The 16617-nt window shown below is 65.4% G+C and carries 17 protein-coding genes; 14 read left to right on the top strand and 3 right to left on the bottom strand.

Annotated elements, in window-relative coordinates; translation table 11 throughout:
- The first annotated feature begins 8 nt into the window (after positions 1-8).
- Both M2432_RS09225 and M2432_RS09220 read left to right on the top strand, forming a co-directional pair.
- Entirely contained in the window at positions 9-545 is a 537-nt protein-coding gene (locus tag M2432_RS09225) for a GNAT family N-acetyltransferase (RefSeq protein ID WP_280826484.1), read from the top strand.
- A 13-nt stretch (positions 546-558) separates the two neighbouring features.
- Positions 559-1164, top strand: a complete 606-nt coding sequence (locus M2432_RS09220; RefSeq protein ID WP_280826483.1) for a riboflavin synthase — start codon at positions 559-561, stop codon at positions 1162-1164.
- Positions 1165-1517: 353 nt separating this feature from the next.
- On the opposite strand, the gene M2432_RS09215 is transcribed toward M2432_RS09220, so the two are convergent.
- Together M2432_RS09215 and M2432_RS09210 are read right to left on the bottom strand one after the other, a co-directional pair.
- Positions 1518-1850 carry a hypothetical protein gene (locus M2432_RS09215; RefSeq protein WP_280826482.1) on the bottom strand — a complete coding sequence of 111 codons (333 nt, stop codon included), beginning with the start codon at positions 1848-1850 and terminating at the stop codon, positions 1518-1520.
- A gap of 401 nt (positions 1851-2251) precedes the next feature.
- On the bottom strand, positions 2252-2473 hold the full coding sequence (locus M2432_RS09210) for a hypothetical protein (RefSeq protein WP_280826481.1): 222 nt from the start codon (positions 2471-2473) through the stop codon (positions 2252-2254).
- 432 nt (positions 2474-2905) lie between these two features.
- Between M2432_RS09210 and M2432_RS09205 the strand changes: the two genes are divergently transcribed.
- From M2432_RS09205 to M2432_RS09195, 3 genes are read left to right on the top strand one after another with little or no spacing between them, the layout of a single operon-like run.
- The gene (locus M2432_RS09205) at positions 2906-4231 is read left to right on the top strand and encodes a bifunctional 3,4-dihydroxy-2-butanone-4-phosphate synthase/GTP cyclohydrolase II (RefSeq protein WP_280826480.1); all 1326 of its coding nucleotides are present in this window, start codon (positions 2906-2908) and stop codon (positions 4229-4231) included.
- A 20-nt stretch (positions 4232-4251) separates the two neighbouring features.
- A complete protein-coding gene (gene ribH / locus M2432_RS09200) occupies positions 4252-4701 on the top strand; it encodes a 6,7-dimethyl-8-ribityllumazine synthase (protein ID WP_280826521.1) in 450 nt (149 codons plus the stop codon).
- Positions 4698-5171: a PH domain-containing protein gene (locus M2432_RS09195; RefSeq protein WP_280826479.1), complete on the top strand. Its 474-nt coding sequence runs from the start codon at positions 4698-4700 to the stop codon at positions 5169-5171. Before ribH ends, M2432_RS09195 begins: the two co-directional genes overlap by 4 nt.
- Here the strand turns inward: M2432_RS09195 and M2432_RS09190 are convergent.
- The gene (locus M2432_RS09190; protein WP_280826478.1) at positions 5149-5661 is read right to left on the bottom strand and encodes a GNAT family N-acetyltransferase; all 513 of its coding nucleotides are present in this window, start codon (positions 5659-5661) and stop codon (positions 5149-5151) included. The two genes, M2432_RS09195 and M2432_RS09190, sit on opposite strands and share 23 nt — an antisense overlap.
- A 48-nt stretch (positions 5662-5709) precedes the next feature.
- Between M2432_RS09190 and M2432_RS09185 the strand changes: the two genes are divergently transcribed.
- The 9 genes from M2432_RS09185 to M2432_RS09145 are packed head-to-tail and all read left to right on the top strand — an operon-like array spanning position 5710 to position 16576.
- A complete protein-coding gene (locus M2432_RS09185) occupies positions 5710-6540 on the top strand; it encodes a hypothetical protein (RefSeq protein WP_280826477.1) in 831 nt (276 codons plus the stop codon).
- Complete coding sequence (locus M2432_RS09180) at positions 6537-7883, top strand: hypothetical protein (RefSeq protein ID WP_280826476.1); 1347 nt, start codon at positions 6537-6539, stop codon at positions 7881-7883. The genes M2432_RS09185 and M2432_RS09180 overlap by 4 nt, the downstream gene beginning before the upstream one ends.
- Positions 7864-9210, top strand: a complete 1347-nt coding sequence (gene murD / locus M2432_RS09175; protein ID WP_280826475.1) for a UDP-N-acetylmuramoyl-L-alanine--D-glutamate ligase — start codon at positions 7864-7866, stop codon at positions 9208-9210. Before M2432_RS09180 ends, murD begins: the two co-directional genes overlap by 20 nt.
- 9 nt (positions 9211-9219) lie before the next feature.
- Positions 9220-11304 (top strand): excinuclease ABC subunit UvrC, encoded by a 2085-nt coding sequence (gene uvrC / locus M2432_RS09170; RefSeq protein ID WP_280826474.1) that lies wholly within the window; start codon positions 9220-9222, stop codon positions 11302-11304.
- Positions 11305-11315: 11 nt separating this feature from the next.
- The gene (gene rapZ / locus M2432_RS09165; RefSeq protein WP_280826520.1) at positions 11316-12224 is read left to right on the top strand and encodes an RNase adapter RapZ; all 909 of its coding nucleotides are present in this window, start codon (positions 11316-11318) and stop codon (positions 12222-12224) included.
- A 22-nt stretch (positions 12225-12246) separates the two neighbouring features.
- A complete protein-coding gene (yvcK, locus tag M2432_RS09160) occupies positions 12247-13323 on the top strand; it encodes a uridine diphosphate-N-acetylglucosamine-binding protein YvcK (protein ID WP_280826473.1) in 1077 nt (358 codons plus the stop codon).
- Positions 13320-14297: a DNA-binding protein WhiA gene (whiA, locus tag M2432_RS09155; RefSeq protein WP_280826519.1), complete on the top strand. Its 978-nt coding sequence runs from the start codon at positions 13320-13322 to the stop codon at positions 14295-14297. Before yvcK ends, whiA begins: the two co-directional genes overlap by 4 nt.
- A 30-nt stretch (positions 14298-14327) precedes the next feature.
- Entirely contained in the window at positions 14328-15203 is an 876-nt protein-coding gene (locus M2432_RS09150; protein ID WP_280826472.1) for a carbon-nitrogen hydrolase family protein, read from the top strand.
- On the top strand, positions 15200-16576 hold the full coding sequence (locus M2432_RS09145; RefSeq protein WP_280826471.1) for an APC family permease: 1377 nt from the start codon (positions 15200-15202) through the stop codon (positions 16574-16576). The genes M2432_RS09150 and M2432_RS09145 overlap by 4 nt, the downstream gene beginning before the upstream one ends.
- The last annotated feature ends 41 nt before the right edge of the window (positions 16577-16617 follow it).

Genomic DNA, 16617 nt, shown 5'->3' with positions numbered 1-16617 from the left:
CAGGCGTGGTGGCTGAACTCGAATTTCGCGCGATTCCGATCGACTCCGACGAGGGAGCAGGACTGGTCGGAGCCATGGAAGCCGAGATGGCCGCCCTGTATGCCGACGTCCGCGGCGGCTTGGACCTCAATGCACCAGAAATGCCCAAAGCTGGACCGACCCAACTCGGCCCGCCGAACGGTGTCTACCTGGTTGGGTACCGCTCTGGTGTCCCGGTGTGCGCCGGTGGCCTGAAACGACTGCCCGACGGGTCCTGCGAGATCAAGCGGATGTACGTCGTGCCGGGGGCTCGGCGCCAAGGTCTCGCCCGAATCCTGCTGCGCGCCTTGGAAGATGCGGCCAGGGGACTCGGATACACGGTGGCCCGGCTGGACACTGGTGTTCGCCAGCCGCACGCCCAGCGGCTCTACGAATCCGAGGGCTACCGGCCAATTGGCAATTTCAACGGCAACCCGGTGGCCCACTACTTCGGTGAGAAGCAGCTTTTGGGGGCGAGCGCAGCGACGGGGGATGTTCCAGGGGGCGAGCGCAGCGACGGGGGATAGCTAGGCTGGACCCATGTTCACCGGCATTGTCGAAGAGCTCGGCGAGATCGTCAGCAAGGATCAACTGGCCGACGCCGCCCGGTTCGTCATCCGCGGACCGCTGGTCACCGCCGATGCGGGACACGGCGACTCGATCGCGGTCAACGGCGTATGCCTGACCGTCGTCGAGGTGCTGTCCGACGGCGCATTCTCCGCCGACGTCATGGCCGAGACACTCAATCGGTCGAGCCTGGCGGGCGTCGACGTCGGTGGCCGGGTCAACCTGGAGCGTGCCGCGGCGATCAACAGCCGCCTGGGTGGACACATCGTGCAGGGCCACGTCGATGGCGTCGGAACTGTGTTGGCCCGCACTCCTTCCGAGAACTGGGAGGTGGTGCGCATTGCGCTGCCGGAGCAGCTGGCACGCTACGTGGTGGAGAAGGGCTCGATCACGGTCGACGGTGTCTCTCTGACGGTTTCCGGCCTAGGACGCGACGCACAGGGGGATTGGTTTGAAATCTCCTTGATTCCCACCACGCTGTCGCTGACGACGCTGGGCCGTGCCCCGGTGGGCACCACCGTCAATCTCGAGGTGGATGTCATCGCCAAATATGTCGAGCGGCTCTTGTCGGCAAAGTAGCCTTCTACCAGCGGATATCTACCGAATTTCGGCCTCGGCCAGTAGCGCAGGGGTTGTAATTCAACGTTTTTACCCCACCGTGCGGGAGGCCGGTATGGACACCGCCAACCTGACGGCCCTTGTCAGCATTAGCGACACCTTCATGGGGGTCGCGCGTGCATTTGCTACGAAATGACGTGCCGCCCAGGCCTGCAACATCGCCTGCCCGAAGCCGCCGTCGCGGATGCGCTCCAGCGCCCGCCGGACCACAGACTCGGCCATCCAAACGCGGCGGCCGATCTTGGCGTGGGTCCAGCCGCGCTGCCCAGCTCGACGATCATGCGGTCCCGTTCCTGGGCGGGATGCGAGCTGGCCTATTTCTTGGTCCAGCGGTCCTTGCCATCTGTGCCAGCCGTGCAGGTGAGCTTGGTCCCGTCACTAGCGGTGCCGGTCTTGCCCTCTAAGTCTTTGCTGCAAAACTGACCGGCCGCCGCCGCACCTGGTGCACCTGCCGCGCTCCAGCGGTCCTTGCCGTCCTGGCCCGTCACGCATGTGAGCTTGGTGCCGTCCTTGGCAGTGTTGGATTTGCCCTCTAAATCCTGGCTGCAAAACTGACCGGGTGTTGGGGGGTCCGCCAGCGCGCTCGGGACATAGCTACCGACCAGCAGCGCCGCACCCACCGACAGAACAGTCGCCAACCTTTTCATCACCCATCTCCCTCTTTCTGTGGTCCAGCTCTTTGCCGGTCCTAACTGCAAGTTGAGTTTTTAGTGTGACAGATATCACTTCCCCAAGGTGTGCGATGCGCAACACTGTGACGGGTTACCATCACCCGGTGCCTAGGGCGCTCTAGACCGGAAAACTAGTGCCGCGACATGAATACGGAATGCCGCATCGCTAAACACCCGGCAGCCGTCGGAGAAGTCATCGCTGATCTTCATCCAGGTCATGGGCTGTTTCCTTTCTGGTTGCGCGCCCGTGACCCATGCCCGCCGGGTGTGCGAGCCTTGACTTGTGTGTGTCGTTGATGTGCAGAAGCGGCCCCGGGTGACCGGGGCGGCTTTCGCAGGGGCGGTCGTCATTCGCCGGCACCGGGCTGCTCCTCGCGTTACTCGGCTGCGAGGGCGTCGGCCGTCTCGTGCAGCCTTGCGGCCTTCTTGAGCCGGCGCGTCCGGACCGGCTCCTTGGCGGCCTTGAGTGCGTTGGAATGCAACCACGCCCGCCGCCCGTCTGGTGCGGCTTTCCACTGGTCCAGCGTCAGCGGGTCCACATCGACATCCGCGCCCAGAGGCGGCGCGCGGGCCAGGCAAACCCGCGGGGCTGTTGTCATTCGCTCAGCGCGGTCCGGGACGCCGGCCTACATGTGGTAGGCGGCAGCCCGGGTCTCCTGGCTGTGTTGGTGAGGGGTGCATGTCTGCGCCATGCACATCTCCGGCATTCCAAAGTCATTGCCCTCCAAGCGATTACGTTAGCACGCTAGAGGATTAGGGAGGAGAGGACGGCTACCCACTCGCACATATTGGGTGCGGCTGGGGTGGCTGAATCTGCTGCATCTTCCCAGGTAGCATATGGGTTTGTTTAGCTGTACTCACCAAGTACGTCGAACGGCTGCTGCATCCGCAGCGATAGCACTGCCTGCCGCAGTCGCAGCGCTAGCACCGCCCGCTGAGCGGACCGGCGGGAGTTAAGCGACCTGTACCGGTGGTTCATACTGGTAGGTGATCAACAAGGTCCTCATCGGGCCGTGGCAAGGGTGGTGGAGATGACGAGGCTGGATTCCGTCGAACGGGCGATAGCCGATATCGCGGCGGGCAAGGCTGTCGTGGTCATCGATGACGAAGACCGAGAGAATGAAGGCGATCTGATCTTCGCCGCCGAGAAGGCGACCCCGGAGTTGGTGGCCTTCATGGTCCGCTACACCTCCGGCTACCTGTGTGTTCCGCTGGACGGCGCCATCTGCGACCGGCTCGGGCTGCTGCCCATGTACGCGGTGAACCAGGACAAGCACGGCACCGCCTACACCGTCACGGTGGACGCGAAACAGGGTGTGGGAACCGGTATTTCGGCATCCGACCGGGCCAAGACCATGCAGGCGCTGTCCAACCCCGCCGCCGTGGCCGACGACTTCACCAAGCCGGGGCACGTGGTTCCGTTGCGCGCCAAGGATGGTGGCGTGCTGCGCCGTCCCGGCCACACCGAGGCTGCCGTGGACCTGGCCCGCCTCGCCGGGCTGCGGCCGGCCGGCGCCATCTGCGAGATCGTCAGCCAGAAGGACGAGGGCTCCATGGCCCAGACCGACGAGCTGCGCGTCTTCGCCGATGACCACGACCTGGCGCTGATCTCCATCGCCGACCTGATCGAGTGGCGGCGCAAGCACGAGAAGCACATCGAACGCGTCGCCGATGCCCGCATCCCGACCCGGCACGGTGAGTTCCGCGCGGTCGGCTACACCAGCATCTACGAGGACGTCGAGCACGTCGCGCTGGTCCGCGGCGACATCTCCGAGAACAACGGCGACGACGTGCTGGTCCGTGTGCACTCCGAGTGTCTGACCGGTGACGTGTTCGGCTCGCGGCGCTGCGATTGCGGTCCGCAGCTGGACGCCGCCATGGCGATGGTGGCCCACGAGGGTCGCGGCGTGGTGCTGTACATGCGCGGTCACGAGGGCCGCGGCATCGGTCTGCTGCACAAGCTGCAGGCGTATCAGCTGCAGGACGCCGGTGAGGACACCGTCGACGCCAACCTGAAACTGGGGCTGCCGGCCGACGCCCGGGACTACGGCATCGGCGCCCAGATTCTGGTGGACCTGGGTATCCGCTCCATGCGGCTGCTGACCAACAACCCGGCCAAGCGCGTCGGTCTGGACGGATACGGGCTGCACATAATCGAGCGGGTGCCACTGCCGGTGCGGGCCAACGCCGATAACATCCGCTATCTGATGACCAAGCGTGACCGGATGGGTCACGATCTGACCGGCCTGGATGACTTCGCCGAGGCGGTCACCATGGATGACTACGACGAAGGCGTGTACCTGCTGGGTGAGCGCCATCAGCCGTCTGCAGGCGACAGCAAGGGGAGCGCTCAGTGAGTGGTGTCGGTGTCCCGGATATGCCCGTTCTGGACGCCTCGGGGGTGAGCCTCGCCATCGTCGCCAGCACCTGGCACACCACGGTCTGCGACGCGCTGCTGGACGGTGCGAAAAAGGTTGCCGCAGCATGCGGTGTCACGAATCCGACCGTGGTGCGAGTGCTCGGCGCCATCGAGATCCCGGTGGTGGCACAGGAATTGGCCAAGAATCACGACGCGGTTGTCGCGCTCGGCGTGGTGATCCGCGGTGGCACACCGCATTTCGATTACGTGTGTGACGCCGTCACCCAGGGGCTGACCCGGGTTTCGCTCGATGAGTCGACTCCGGTGGCCAACGGGGTGCTGACGGTCAACACCGAGGATCAGGCCATCGATCGGGCCGGGCTGCCCGGATCATCGGAAGACAAAGGCGCACAGGCGGCTTCGGCTGCCTTGGCGACAGCACTGACCCTGCACCAATTGCGCGCATGACTCAGCCGGCCGGTGAGTGGGATCTGCAGGTTCGCCCGTACCGGGTGAAATTCTTCGCCTACGGGGCCGCTGTGGTCATCATCGCGGTACACATCACGGTCGGGGCGCTGCTGAAACTGCGGGCCACCGGGGTGATCTTCCAGACCTCCGACCAGATCGCCATGGCGGTACTGGGCTTCATCCTGGCCGGCGCTGTTCTGCTGTTCACCAGGCCTCGGCTGCGGGTCGGGTCCGCCGGTATCTCGGTGCGGAACGTTTTGAGCGACAAGTTGATTGCCTGGCCCGATGTGGCGGGCGTGTCGTTCCCGCAGGGGGCTCGCTGGGCCCGGGTCGATTTGCCCGACTACGAGTACGTTCCGGCGATGGCGATCCAGTCCGTTGACAAGGAACGCGCCGTCGATGCAATGGACCGACTGCGTGAGCTCGTCGCGCAATATCGGCCAGACCTCAGCTCACATTCAGCGACATGATGACTTCCCCTGCGGGAGCGGGGTTTGCCGGTGTGGCCGTCTGGTCGGACACGGTGAACCCGAGCGCGTCATAGACCGCGCGGGCGGCGTCATTGGCCTGGTCGACCCGCAGCGTCACCGTGCTGGCCCCCTGATCCCGGGCCCAGTCGATGGCAGCCGACATCAGCGTGCGGGCCACGCCCCGGCCGCGCGCCAGGGGGTCGGTCCAGAGCGAATACAGGTACACCGACTCGGTATTGGGTCGCTGGGCAGCGATCAGGCCGAGTACCGTGCGCGTGTCGCCTCCGGTGTCCGCCCCGGCATCGCCCTCCACGAATGCGAACTGGGCGTGAGCACGCAACCGGCGGCGCCACTGAGTCCCGGTGAACCCGACCTCGCCCAGGTACTGGGCGTCCTCATTGCCGACAGAATCCGCCAGTGCCCGCAATCGCAGCGCAGCGAACAGCCGCCAATCGGATTCGGTGAGCCGGATCACCCCTGTCCCGGTCATGCCGCGTGCACCTTCCCCATTTGTCGGATGCGATAGAATTTGCTGATAGTGACCGATTTTCGCATGCCCTCGCCGACGCTGGACGTGGTGTCGATCGCGCCTGCCGACGCGGGTGACGGGCTACGCGACCGCCATAGCGCGGTGCTGACCGCAAGCCAGCTTGTCACACGCCTGGGCGGCTATCCGACGTTGACGTTCCCGATCTACGGCAAGGACACCATCGAGGTCACCCCGATGTGGGAGTTTCTGCGGGAACCCGCCGATTTCTTCGGCGTGCCGTTGCCGTCGGTGAGTGACTTGCGTGACGCGGTGGCCCGATTCACTGGTGTGCTCTGTGACCGGCTCGACGGCCGGTTAATCGCTGCCACCGTGACCCTGATCGACGTCGACGGGGGCCGCTTCCTGGTGTCTGGCAGCGCTGACTTCCCGGTGGCGGCCGAACCGGTGCGGGTTGGCCTGCTGGACTCCGGCTGGACGAAACCCGCCGGCACTGACCCGTATTGGCTGCGGATGGCTGCCCGGACCACCAGCCTCGCGGCGGTCGACCATCTGCTCGGACGGCTCCGGCAGCTGGAGTGCATCGACGGCATACCGCCAGGCTCGGATGTGACAGCTCCGCTGGCCGGGGCGCTGGTGGTCGACACCGGCGAATCGCTCGTCGGGCTCGCTGGCACCGAACCGGTATCCGTCCTCGATCAGCTCGAAAACTGTGGACTGCTGCGGCCCGATGTGGTGGTGCGGCGGTCTTCGCTACCGGTGGCCGATGCGCATCGAGCCTGGTGGATTTCCCCGCAGTACCGCACGCATCCGGTCGCGCAGATCGGTGAGCGCGCCATGCCCGTAGATTCCGCACACCCGTCGTTTCTGGAGCAGCAGTGACCAAACCTTTTGTCCCGCAGGCGTATCGGTCGTTTCGCATCGACGGGTACGACGTCACCGACGGGGTGTTCCGCGGGCGCTACACCATGTGCGGCACCGACGCCGCCGACGACGTCAGCTTCACCGAGACCATCGACTTCGGTCCGGCGCCGGCTCATGGTCGACCTGATGACCGGCTGTTGAGGCTGCTGACCCTGAGCTGCGCGCTGAGCTACTACAAGGCAGCGGCCCCGGCGATCATCGAAATCGCCTTCCCGACATACGCTTTCGAGCGTGACTACTTGCGTCATCTGATCGCCGGTGGGCTCGGCGAATTCGCCTACCGCAATGACCTTCCCGGTGCGCTGTCCCCGGATATCACCGGGGAGACAGCGTCGGCCCCCATCGCCGGCGCCGACACCTGGGACAGCGAAGCGCCGCCGCTGGTGCCGGTCGGTGGCGGTAAGGACTCGGTGGTGACCATCGAGGCGCTCTCGTCCATGCGCCCGGTGTTGTTCAATGTCAACAAGTTCGACCCGATCGACCGGTGCATCGAGATCAGTGGACTGGAGCACTTGCGGGTCATGCGCTCGATCGACCGCGCGCTGATCGAGGTCAACGCTGCCGGTGCGTACAACGGGCATATTCCGGTCACCGCGATTAACAGCATCATCGGACTGATCGTGGCCGACGCCAACGGCCTGGGGCCGGTGGTGCTGTCCAACGAGCGGTCATCCAACGTCGGCAACGTCGAGTGGCTGGGCCACGACATCAACCATCAGTGGTCCAAGAGCATCACCTATGAGACCCTGTTGCGGAACACGTTGGCGCACTACGGCTTGAACCCGAATCGGTACTTCTCGCTGCTGCGCGGGTTGTCCGAGTCGCAGATCGCCGACCGGTTCGCCGCCAGTCCCCAGTACTTCCGGGCCTTCATCAGCTGCAACCGCCCGTTCGCGTTGGACGAGGGACGCCGCGGTGCGTCCTGGTGCGGGCACTGTCCGAAGTGTCAGTTCGTCTTCGTCCTCATGGCCCCCCGACTGGGCCGCGCCGAAGTGGAAGCCATCTTCGGACGAAACCTGTTCGCAGACATGGAAAATCGTACCGGCTTCGAGGACATCCTGGGGACCGGGGTGCACAAGCCGTTCGAGTGCGTCGGCGAATACTACGAGGCCGCTGAATCGATGCTGGCCGTTCTCGACGACGACAGTTGGCGAGGGCTGGCACTGGTCGAGGAATTCCGCAGTGACCGAACCGAATTGGAGAACGTCGCGGCTGAAAGGGATGACAGCCCGGCCACTCAGTATGTGCCGGAGCGCTACACACGCGCGCTGGACGGTCTCGATGACTCCGTCACCGCCTGACTTTTCCGGTGCCGCCGTCGGCATCTGGGGCTTCGGCAAAGAAGGGCAGTCGATGGCCCGTATCGCGGCAGCCGAGGGTGCGGCACGCATCGAGGCGGTCGACGATGCCGGCAGCGGCACGCTGACTGCGCCCGATGGCATCGCCAACCTGCACGTGTGGAGTGGCGCCGAGCACCTGACCAGGCTGGACCATTGCGACGTGGTGTTCATCAGCCCGGGAGTCCCTTGGCATCAGCCGTTTTTCGCCCACTTGCGGGAGTCCGGGCGGACGCTGTCCAGCGTCGCCGACTGGTATCTGCGACGGTACGGTGCGCAGACCATCGGGGTCACCGGAACCAAGGGCAAGAGCACCACGGCGTCGTTCCTGACCCACCTGCTGCACCGGCTGGGGTTGGATACGACGGTGGCGGGCAACATCGGTATCCCGCTGACGGACCTGACGCCGGGTCCGGACGCCGTCGTTGTCGCCGAGTTGTCCAGCCAGCAGTGCGCTCTGGTGAGCGTGTCCCCCCGAATCTCGGTGATCACCAACCTGTTCGAGGATCACCTGGACTGGCACGGCGATATCGACGGATATCACAGTGCGAAGGCGAACATCTTCGCCCGGGGCGGCGAGGTGCTGGTCACCACGCCGGAGGTGCTCGACACCCTGGGCCGGCTCGGCGTTCCGCTGCCGCCGGTGGTCCGCACGGTCGATCCGGCCGACATTCAGTGTCGGCAGACCGGTGATTACGTGATGGCTTACGAGCACAACGTGATAAATGGAGGACTGGCGGCCGTCGCTGCTGCGGAGATCCTCGGCCGACCGGTGACCGATGACGAATTCGACAGTGCAGTAAAAACATTCGAAGCACTACCGCATCGGCTGCAGACCGTGCGCCGCACCGGGCCGGTGCGCTGGATCGACGACACGCTGGCCACGACCGGCGAGAGCGCAGTCGCAGCGCTGCGGGCCATGCGACCCGAGGACCGCATCGCCCTGATCGTCGGCGGCATGGACCGTCAGCTGGACTATGACCAGATCGATGACTACCTGCTGTCCGGCGCCCGTGACGTGCACCTGATCCAGGGACCATCCAATGGCACGCAGATCGGGCGTCGCTTCGCCGCAGCGCACCCCGAACGGACCCACCCGGTTTCCAGCCTGCAGGACGCGGTGCGCATTGCGGCGGGTCTGCCGGGCCTGACCGCAGTGTTGTTGTCGCCCGGTGCGGCGAGCTATGACCTGTTCACCAACTATGTGGCCAAGGCCGCGGCGTTCTGTGCGGTCATCGACGACCTGCCGGGTGCCGAAGTCGTGCATGGCATTGTCAGCCGACCGAACTAACCTGTAACCGTGCCCGATCCATCGACGTACCGGCCCGCGCCGGGGACGATACCCGTGGAACCGGGCGTATACCGGTTCCGCGATCCGCATGGCCGGGTCATCTATGTGGGTAAGGCCAAGAGCCTGCGCAGTCGCTTGAACTCCTACTTCGCCGACCTGTCTGCGCTTGCGCCGCGCACCCGGCAGATGGTGACCACCGCCGGCAGCGTCGAGTGGACGGTGGTGACCACCGAAGTCGAAGCGCTGCAACTGGAATACAACTGGATCAAGGAATTCGATCCGCGATTCAACATCCGCTACCGCGACGACAAGTCGTACCCGGTGCTGGCTGTCACCTTGAATGAGGAGTACCCACGGCTGTTCGTCTACCGTGGTCCGCGGCGAAAGGGCGTTCGGTATTTCGGGCCTTATTCGCACGCCTGGGCTATCCGCGAGACGCTGGATCTGCTCACCCGGGTGTTTCCCGCTCGCACCTGCTCGAATGGAGTATTCAAGCGGCACAGCCAGATTGACCGTCCCTGCTTGCTGGGCTACATCGACAAATGTTCGGCACCGTGCGTCGGAAGGGTGAGCGCCGCTGAACATCGCAAGATCGTCGAAGACTTCTGCGATTTTCTGGCAGGCAAGACCGATCGGCTGGCCCGGGACATGGAACAGCAGATGAACGAGGCCGCCGAGCAACTGGAGTTCGAGCGGGCTGCGCGGTTGCGGGACAACATCTCTGCGCTCAAGCGGGCGCTGGAGAAACAGGCTGTGGTGCTGGGTGACGGCACTGACGCGGACGTCGTGGCATTCGCCGACGATGAACTGGAAGCCGCAGTTCAGGTGTTCCACGTCCGTGGCGGCAGGGTGCGCGGGCAGCGGGGTTGGGTTGTCGAGAAGTCCGGTGAACCTGGAGCCGCGGCGGCGGCGACCGAAGACGAAAGTGAATTGGGTCCGAAATTTCTGGTGGAGCAGTTCCTCACGCAGTTTTACGGAGACCAGGCCGAACTCGGTGCGGCCTCCGACGCTGCGGGCAACCCGGTTCCCAAAGAAGTCCTGGTGCCCGTCCTTCCCGACAACGCCGCCCAGTTGGCCGACTGGTTGTCGGGTCTGCGAGGTTCGCGGGTGCAGTTGCGGGTGGCTCAGCGCGGGGACAAACGCACTCTGGCCGAGACGGTGCACCGCAATGCACAGGAAGCGCTGGCCCAGCACAAGCTCAAGCGGGCGGGTGACTTCAACGCCAGATCTGAAGCACTGCAAAGCATTCAGGATTCGCTGGAGCTGGAAGACGCTCCGCTGCGGATCGAGTGTGTGGACATCAGCCATGTGCAAGGTACCGACGTGGTGGCCTCGCTGGTGGTGTTCGAGGATGGGCTGCCGCGCAAATCGGATTACCGGCACTACGCCATCAAGGAAGCCGCCGGCGAAGGCCGGTCCGACGACGTCGCCTCCATCGCCGAGGTGACCCGCCGGCGCTTCGCGCGCCACGTCGCCGACAACCCCGGCCCCGCCCCTGACATCGCGGCATCCGACATGCTGGTGCCAGGTGTCGAAACACCAGGCAGGCCAAAAAGATTCGCGTATCCGCCCAATCTCTACGTGGTGGATGGCGGCGCACCCCAGGTCAATGCCGCGGCCGCCGTGCTCGACGAACTGGGGGTCACCGATGTCGCGGTGATCGGGTTGGCCAAGCGGCTCGAAGAAGTATGGGTACCCGAGCAGCCGGACCCATTGATCATGCCGCGCAACAGCGAGGGGCTGTACCTCTTGCAGCGGGTTCGTGACGAAGCCCACCGCTTTGCTATCAGCTACCACCGCAGCAAGCGATCCAAGCGAATGACGGCATCCGTGCTCGACACCGTCCCGGGCCTTGGTGAGCATCGTCGCAAGGCGCTGGTCACGCATTTCGGTTCGGTGGCCCGGCTCAAGGAGGCGGGCATCGAGGAGATCACCGCAGTTCCGGGAATCGGCGCGGCAACGGCGCGCGCGGTGGTCGAGGCGCTGCAGTCCGGTGGTGTAGTGACTGATGCAGTGGCCGGTTCTGAGGCCGATTCCGAGGCCGATTCCGAGGCGCGCAAGCCCGACATCGACAATGATCGGGTGGAGGAATGACGGGTCAGGGGATGAACGAGGACGTACAGGACGAGCAGATCGCCGGCGGCGTGGCGGGGGACATCGACGTCGTCCTGGTGACCGGGCTGTCCGGGGCGGGCCGCGGAACTGCAGCAAAGGTGCTCGAGGACCTGGGCTGGTACGTGGCAGACAACCTGCCGCCGGAGCTGATCACCCGGATGGTCGAACTAGGCCTGGCGGCCGGTTCGCGCATCACCCGGTTGGCGGTTGTCATGGACGTGCGGTCGCGCGGGTTCACCGGCGACCTCGACTTCGTGCGCAGCGAACTGGCCACCCGAAACGTCACGCCGCGGGTGCTGTTCCTGGAGGCCTCCGACGACATCCTGGTCCGTCGCTATGAGCAGAACCGTCGCAGCCATCCGCTGCAGGGCAATCAGACTCTCGCTGAAGGAATCGCCGCCGAGCGGGCGTTGCTGGCGTCGGTGCGCGCGACCGCCGATCTGATCATCGACACCTCGACCCTGCCGGTGCCGGTCTTGCGCGCCAGCATTGAGCGGGCCTTCGGCGAGGGCGCTGTAGCAAGCACCAACGTGACCGTGGAGTCCTTCGGCTACAAGTACGGTTTGCCGATGGATGCCGACACCGTGATGGATGTACGGTTTCTGCCCAACCCACATTGGGTCGATGAGTTACGGCCGCACACCGGGCAACATCCTGCGGTTCGTGACTACGTGTTGGGACAACCCGGTGCCGAGGAGTTCATCGACACCTACCATCGGCTGTTGGACGTCGTCATCGACGGATATCGCAGGGAGGGAAAGCGTTACATGACCGTGGCCATCGGATGCACCGGCGGCAAACACCGCAGCGTGGCGATCGCCGAAGCTCTGGCCACCCGCCTGCAGGGCGGTGATCAACTGACGGTTCGTGTGTTGCACCGGGATCTGGGGCGCGAATGATTACCCGCACGCGAGGAGGAGAATGATCCCCGCACGCGAAGAGGTTTATGCGCCGGCGCGCATCGTCGCCCTCGGGGGCGGCCACGGACTGTATGCCACGCTCTCGGCTGCGCGTCGGCTCACCCCGCACGTCACCGCCGTGGTGACTGTCGCCGATGACGGTGGCTCGTCGGGTCGGCTGCGCAGCGAGTTGGACATCGTGCCACCGGGCGACTTGCGAATGGCGTTGGCGGCGTTGGCATCTGACAGTCCACACGGTCAGCTGTGGGCCACCATCATCCAACACCGGTTTTCCGGCAGCGGCGCACTGACGGGACACCCGATCGGCAATCTGCTGCTTGCCGGGCTGAACGAGGTACTGGCTGATCCGGTTGCGGCACTCGATGAGCTCGGCCGCATTCTGGGCGTCAAGGGCCGGGTGCTGCCGATGTGCCCCATCGCGTTGCAGATCGAGGCCGACGTGTCCGGGCTGGAGGCCGACCCGCGGATGAGCCGGGTGATCCGCGGCCAGGTTGCGGTGGCCACGACGCCCGGCAAGGTGCGCCGGGTGCGGCTGTTGCCAGGCGACCCGCCCGCAACCCGGCAGGCCGTCGACGCGATCATGTCGGCCGATCTGGTGGTGCTCGGTCCGGGTTCGTGGTTTTCCAGTGTGATCCCGCACGTTCTGGTGCCGCAGCTACTGGCTGCGCTGCAAGCCACCGAGGCGCGGCGGGCGCTGGTCCTGAATTTGGCGGCGGAGCCGGGGGAGACCACGGGATTCTCCGCCGAGCGGCACGTTCACGTGCTGTCTCAGCACGCTCCGGGGCTGACCATCAACGACATCATCGTCGATGCGGCAAGCGTCCCCAGCGAGCGTGAACGCGAGCAGCTTCGTCGGGCAGCCTCGATTCTGAACGCGCAGGTCGAGTTCGCTGAGGTGTCGCGACCTGGTACACCTTTACATGACCCGGCACGGCTGGCTGCTGCGCTGGAGCGGGTGCGGCTTCACGGAACGGCACCGGCTCAGACTGCACAGCTACCCACCGCCGCCCGGTCGGCAGCCGGTGACCGCTGGCAGCCGGCCCCTGATGGATCAAGAGGTGACGATTCGTGGCGATGACGTCCGAGGTCAAAGACGAGCTGAGCCGGCTCGTCGTCAATTCGGTGAGCGCCCGCCGGGCCGAGGTGGCCTCACTGCTGCGGTTCGCCGGCGGATTGCACATTGTCGCTGGTCGCGTTGTCGTAGAGGCCGAGGTGGACCTCGGCAGCATTGCCCGTCGGCTGCGCAAGGACATTCACGATCTGTACGGCTACAACGCCGTGGTGCACGTGCTGTCGGCCAGTGGTATCCGCAAGAGCACGCGCTATGTGGTGCGGGTCGCCCAGGACGGCGAAGCGTTGGCCCGGCAGACCGGCCTGCTCGATCTGCGTGGCCGCCCGGTGCGCGGCTTGCCTGCCCAGGTGGTTGGCGGCAGCGTCGGGGATGCCGAGGCCGCCTGGCGTGGCGCATTCCTGGCACACGGCTCACTGACCGAGCCGGGCCGATCCTCGGCGCTTGAGGTCAGCTGCCCAGGGCCGGAGGCGGCCCTCGCATTGGTGGGTGCGGCCCGGCGGCTGGGCGTCAGCGCAAAGGCCCGCGAGGTCCGTGGCAGCGACCGGGTGGTGGTGCGCGACGGCGAAGCCATCGGCGCGCTGCTGACCCGGATGGGTGCGCAGGACACCAGGCTCAACTGGGAGGAACGCCGGATGCGCCGCGAGGTGCGCGCGACGGCCAACCGCCTGGCCAACTTCGACGACGCAAACCTGCGCCGGTCGGCCCGAGCCGCGGTGGCCGCGGCCGCCAGGGTCGAGCGCGCCTTGGAGATCCTCGGCGACAGCGTGCCTGATCACCTGTCGACGGCCGGCCGACTTCGGGTCGAACACCGGCAGGCCTCGCTGGAGGAACTGGGCCGGTTGGCCGAACCGCCGATGACGAAAGATGCTGTGGCGGGCCGTATTCGGAGGCTGTTGTCGATGGCGGACCGGAAAGCCAAGCAGGACGGCATCCCGGACACCGAATCTGCGGTGACACCAGATCTGCTCGACGACGCCTGACGCGGCGATATTCGGTCTAATCTGCTGAAGGTGGGCCGCACTTTATCTGTTGCGCTGGCGCAGTTCCCGCCATCGACAGGTCCCGATCCGGTTGGTCAGCTCGAGTCCCAGGCGGCCCAAATCAAGCGCGAGTCAGCTGATCTCGATCTGCTGGTGTTCCCGGAGATCCATCTGTGTGGTGACTGCGACCAGGCCCCGGACAGCAATGAGTGGCTGAGGGCGGCAGCCGAATCGCTGGACGGGGCGCGGGTGCGGGCACTCGGAGAGGTTGCGGCTCGGCTCGGCGTGTGGTTGATCCCGGGTTCGGTGCCCGAACTCGGCGATGACAACCGGGTGTACAACACCCAGTTGGTGTTCGACCCGACCGGTCGGCTGGTGTCCAGTTACCGCAAGGTGTTCCCGTGGCGGCCGTTCGAAACCTGGTCTGCCGGACATGAATTCATCGTTTATGACATGCCCGGTGTCGGCCGCGGCGGACTGTCGATCTGCTACGACGCCTGGTTTCCCGAATCGACCCGCAGCGTGGCGTGGCTGGGTGCCGAGTTCGTGGTCAACGTGGTCAAGACCATTGGGGCCGACCGGAAGCAGGAACGCGTACTGGCTCAGGCCAATGCGATCGTCAATCAGGTGTTCATGCTCAGCGTCAACGCCGCGGGGCCAGTGGGCACCGGCGGATCGATCGTCTGTGATCCGGAGGGCACGGTGCTCGGCGACCTGCCCACCGCCGAGCCCGGCGTGCTGTCGGTGGTGCTGGACCTGGACGACGTGACCAGGGTGCGTGAGCACGGCACCGAAGGCAGCAACCGCATGTGGTCCCAGTTGGCGCCCGACGATCCGCTGATCGACCTACCCATCTACGCAGGACGGATCGACCCCACGAGCTGGCAACCGAGAGGAACGTCATGACCATTGCCGGAGATACAGCGGGTGCCGGAGATACTGCGGGTAGCCAGCACCACGAACATCACGGCACGCTGCGCAAGCAGCTGGGTCTGCGCTCGCTGGTGCTGTTCGGGCTGGCCTACATGTGCCCGATCATCGTGCTCGGCATCTTCGGGGTGATCGCCGAGAAGTCCGGCGGTGGTAGTGCCGGCTCATATCTGTTGGCGACGGCGGCCATGTTCTTCACCGCGCTGAGTTACGGCGTGATGGCCAAACGCTATCCGGTCGCGGGGTCGGCCTACACCTATGTCCGTTCGGCACTCGACTCGCGGCTGGGCTTCGTGGTGGGCTGGACGATCCTGCTGGATTACCTGTTCCTGCCACTGGTCATCTGGCTGATCGGTGCGGCCTACCTCAAGGGTGAGTACCCGAACGTGCCGATTGCGGTGTGGGTCATTGCGTTCATCCTGATCACCTCGGCGCTGAACGTGCTGGGTCTGAAGGTGGCCGACCGCACCAATTTTGTCTTGATGACGGTGCAGATGCTGATCCTGGTGCTGTTCGTGGCGTTGTCCGTCGCCTACCTGCTCCACGGGTTACATTCGCTGGTGTCGACCGTGCCCTTCACCGGCGGCGGCTTCGGGCCGCTGGCAGCGGGCGCGGCTGTCGCGGCCTATTCGTTCCTGGGTTTCGACGCCATCAGCACGCTCACCGAAGAGACGCACAATGCGGAGCGCACCGTGCCGCGGGCGATTGTCCTGGTCGCGTTGATCGGCGGTGCGATCTTCATCGTGGTGACCTATTTCGTCACGCTGGTTTCGCCGGGCGGGGTATTCGCCAACAGCGAATCGCTGGCCGCCGATATCGCAAAGACCATCGGCGGCAGACTTTTTGGCTTGGTGTTCCTCTGGGGGCTGATCGTCGGACAGTTCACCTCGGGCCTGGCCGCGCAGGCCGCGGTGGCCCGATTGCTGTACGCGATGGGCCGGGACCGGGTGCTGCCCGAGCGGGTGTTCGGCTGGGTATCGGAACGCTTCCACACCCCGGTTTTCAACATCGCCCTGTGCGGCGTCGTCGGCCTGGGCGCGATCTTCCTCGATGTCACCACATCGACGTCGTTCATCAACTTCGGCGCGTTCACCGGATTCACCCTGGTCAATATCGCGGTCATCGCGTACTACCTACGGAACCGCGGGCAAGGGCTCAATGGTGCGCGGTATCTGCTGCTGCCGGCCATCGGCGCGGTGATCGACGCCTACCTGCTGACTCAGTTGGACTCCAAGGCGCTGATTCTCGGCGTGAGCTGGCTGACCATCGGCGTCATCTACCTATTGGTGCTGACCCGCGGTCTGACCAAGGAGCCGCCGGTGATGACCGCGATCACCGAGGCCGCGTAGGTAACGACTGCGCTTACCGAGGCTGAATAGGTGGAATTCCT

The organism is Mycobacterium sp. OTB74 (genome assembly GCF_029892685.1).
In the GTDB taxonomy this organism is placed as follows: domain Bacteria; phylum Actinomycetota; class Actinomycetes; order Mycobacteriales; family Mycobacteriaceae; genus Mycobacterium.
Note: the sequence above shows the minus strand (reverse complement) of the source record. Positions and strands in the feature narration are given on the sequence as shown.